This window comes from Rhodoferax sp. U2-2l (assembly GCF_020594515.1).
Taxonomy (GTDB): domain Bacteria; phylum Pseudomonadota; class Gammaproteobacteria; order Burkholderiales; family Burkholderiaceae_C; genus Rhodoferax.
This window is the reverse complement of sequence record NZ_JAJCTH010000035.1, coordinates 1-2,770: the sequence shown is the minus strand read 5'-3', so window position 1 is coordinate 2,770 and position 2,770 is coordinate 1. Positions and strand designations below refer to the sequence as shown.

The following is a 2,770-nucleotide window of genomic DNA, read 5'->3' as shown; positions in this document are numbered from 1 at the left end:
GTATGCGGCTGGGCATCCCATATTGAGTCGATGCAGATGATCAGGCATCGTCCCCACGAAGGAGATCGTGGAGATGATGAATCAAATATCGACAGTAGAGCGACCCCGGCGGCGCGAGTACAGCGCCGAGTTCAAGACATCTGTGCTGGAGCAATGTCGCCAGCCAGGCACATCGCTTGCAGGCGTTGCATTGGGTCACGGCATCAACCCGAACATGGTGCACCGATGGATACGGGAGGATCGACAGCGCCTGGAACTGATCGAACTGCACAGAGGAGCCTCAGCATTTGTACCACTGCAACTGCCACCATCACCAAGGGTTGGCCCAAGTCTCTCAAAGTGCGTTCAACCCACCACCGACCAAGTCGCGGTAGCGCAGGGCATCCGCGTTGAGATTCAACGTGCAGGCGGCAAGGTCACTGTGACATGGCCGAGTGAACTGGCAGACGATTGTGGTGTCTGGCTGCGCGAGTGGCTGCGATGATCCGCATCGACGCACTCTGGCTGGCAACTGCCCCGATAGACATGCGCATGGGAACGGAACGCTTGTTGGCTCGGGTGGTGCAGGTGTTCGGTGCAGCCCAGGCCCATCATGGTTACCTGTTTGCCAACGCGCGGGGCAATCGAATGAAACTGCTGCTGCACGATGGCTTTGGTATGTGGTGTGCGGCCCGGCGGCTCAACCAAGGCGGGTTTGAATGGCCACGTGGCGGCGCCGATATGGCCACCTCCATCACGCTGACCAAGCAGCAATTCGACGCCCTGGTGCTGGGCCTTCCATGGAGCCGACTGGAACAAATGCAGTCCATTACGCGGGTGTAGGAACTGTCCTTTAACGCTGCAAAAAGGGCAATTGGAGGATGCCCTAATTCTCTTTTTTATTTGGATTTTGCACAATACAAACATGCTCAGCGTGCATGAACTCAGCCCCCAAGACTTTGTCGGTCTGAGCCCCGCCGGCGCCGCCGAATTGGCCGCCCACGTGCTGGCACACCTTGGTGAGCAGAGCCGGCAAATCGAATCTCAGGCGCAGGCCATCCAGTTCAAGGACGCCAAGATTCAGAGCATCATGTTTGAGCTTCGCCGTCTGAAGGCCTGGCGCTTTGATGCCAAGACCGAACGCATGAATGCCGAGCAGCGCCAGTTGTTTGAAGAAACGCTGGCTGCCGACCAGGCAGACCTGCAAGCCCAACTCGCAGCGCTGAAGGCGGCATGCAAGGTGCCGGACACCACTGCTGACGCCGACACCCGTCGCAAACCCAAACGCCAAGCCTTGCCCGAGCACCTCAAATGGGTAGACCACCACCATGAGCCAGAGAACACGACATGTGGATGCGGCCAAGCCATGGTGCGTATTGGCGAAGACGTGAGCGAGCGCCTGGATATCGTTCCGGCACAGTTCTTCGTGCACCGCCACATTCGTGGCAAATGGGCCTGCAAGTGCTGCCAGACCCTGATTCAAGAGCCTGTGGATCCGCAAGTGATTGACAAGGGCATGCCCACGGCCGGTCTGGTGGCGTACACCACCGTGAGCCGTTTCGTTGACCATATTCCGTACTACCGCCAGGAACAGATCAACGCCCGATCCGGCGTTCACACACCGCGCTCAACGCTGGCGTCGTGGTCTGGCCAGGCAGGTTCAGCATTGCTGCCCCTGTATGCGGCGCACCGGAAGTTTGTTCTCAGTTGTGCCGTGGTCCATGCCGACGAGACGCCCGTGGCCATGCTGGACCCTGGAGCGGGGAAGACGAAACGGGCCTATATCTGGGCCTATGCGAGAAGTGGCTTTGATGTTTCACCAGGTGTGGTGTATGAATTCTGCCTGGGCAGAGGGGCAAAGTATCCGCTTGAATTCCTGAAGGGCTGGTCGGGCACGCTGGTCTGCGACGGATATGGCGGCTACGACAAAGTCATGGAGGAAGAACGCCGCATTGGTGCGGGTTGTCTTGCACATGCGCGCCGCAAGTTTGATGAACTGGTCAAGGACAACCTGAGTCCGGTGGGCACGCAGGCAATACAGCGCATTGCAGCGCTGTACAAAATCGAGCGCGAAATCAAAGGCTTCTCGGCTGAAGACCGGCACGAAACCAGGCAGTCCAGTGCAAAGCCACTCTGCAAGGATCTGCACGAGTGGCTGAAACTGGAGAGGCAACGCGTGCCCGAGGGCAGCGCAACAGCCAAGGCGATTGCATACAGTCTGAACCGTTGGGATGCACTGACGGCCTACTTGGACAACGGCGCTGTTCAGATCGATAACAACCATATCGAGAATCTGATCAGGCCTTGGGCGATGGGCAGAAAGGCCTGGCTCTTCGCCGGCAGTGAACTGGCTGGTCAACGTGCAGCCGTCGTGATGAGCTTGCTGCAATCAGCAAAACTGCACGGGCATGACCCGTGGGCTTATCTCAAAGACGTGCTGACGAGACTGCCATCACACATGAACAGTCGCATCGAAGAATTGCTTCCGCATCGGTGGCAGCCAGGTTGATGCCAGCACAATGCTGATGTATGAAGAATATCGAAGCACTGATCACTGATGGCGGCAACATTACCATTGGCGCGATCTACCCGATCGAATGCGCGGCTACCGCCGCCGACAGCCACAACGCCGTCGCGATGCTGGTTCGCCGGGAAAGCGAAACCCTGAACGCGTTACTCAAGAGACTCGACAAAGCCATTGGGAAGTTCTACGCCGATGATGAAATCGTCGACGAAATAAACGGCGACTGATTCAGGACGCGCCGTCAAGGTGGCACGGCTGGACGCTTAC

4 protein-coding genes are annotated in these 2,770 nt (G+C 58.0%); all 4 read left to right on the top strand.

Annotated elements, in window-relative coordinates; genetic code table 11:
- The first annotated feature begins 73 nt into the window (after window positions 1–73).
- The gene (locus LHU53_RS19550; RefSeq protein ID WP_227334460.1) at window positions 74–484 is read left to right on the top strand and encodes a transposase; all 411 of its coding nucleotides are present in this window, start codon (window positions 74–76) and stop codon (window positions 482–484) included.
- Window positions 481–822 (top strand): IS66 family insertion sequence element accessory protein TnpB, encoded by a 342-nt coding sequence (gene tnpB / locus LHU53_RS19545; protein ID WP_227334459.1) that lies wholly within the window; start codon window positions 481–483, stop codon window positions 820–822. The genes LHU53_RS19550 and tnpB overlap by 4 nt, the downstream gene beginning before the upstream one ends.
- Window positions 823–904: 82 nt before the next feature.
- A complete protein-coding gene (locus LHU53_RS19540; protein WP_227334458.1) occupies window positions 905–2,488 on the top strand; it encodes an IS66 family transposase in 1,584 nt (527 codons plus the stop codon).
- Between the two features lie 20 nt (window positions 2,489–2,508).
- Window positions 2,509–2,730, top strand: a complete 222-nt coding sequence (locus LHU53_RS19535) for a hypothetical protein (RefSeq protein ID WP_227334457.1) — start codon at window positions 2,509–2,511, stop codon at window positions 2,728–2,730.
- The last annotated feature ends 40 nt before the right edge of the window (window positions 2,731–2,770 follow it).

Bases quoted from the DNA above. Each gene is read 5' to 3' on its own strand.
- LHU53_RS19550 (WP_227334460.1), top strand. From the start codon at position 74: ATGATGAATCAAATATCGACAGTAGAGCGACCCCGGCGGCGCGAGTAC.
- LHU53_RS19535 (WP_227334457.1), top strand. From the start codon at position 2,509: ATGAAGAATATCGAAGCACTGATCACTGATGGCGGCAACATTACCATT.
- LHU53_RS19540 (WP_227334458.1), top strand. From the start codon at position 905: ATGCTCAGCGTGCATGAACTCAGCCCCCAAGACTTTGTCGGTCTGAGC.
- tnpB (WP_227334459.1), top strand. From the start codon at position 481: ATGATCCGCATCGACGCACTCTGGCTGGCAACTGCCCCGATAGACATG.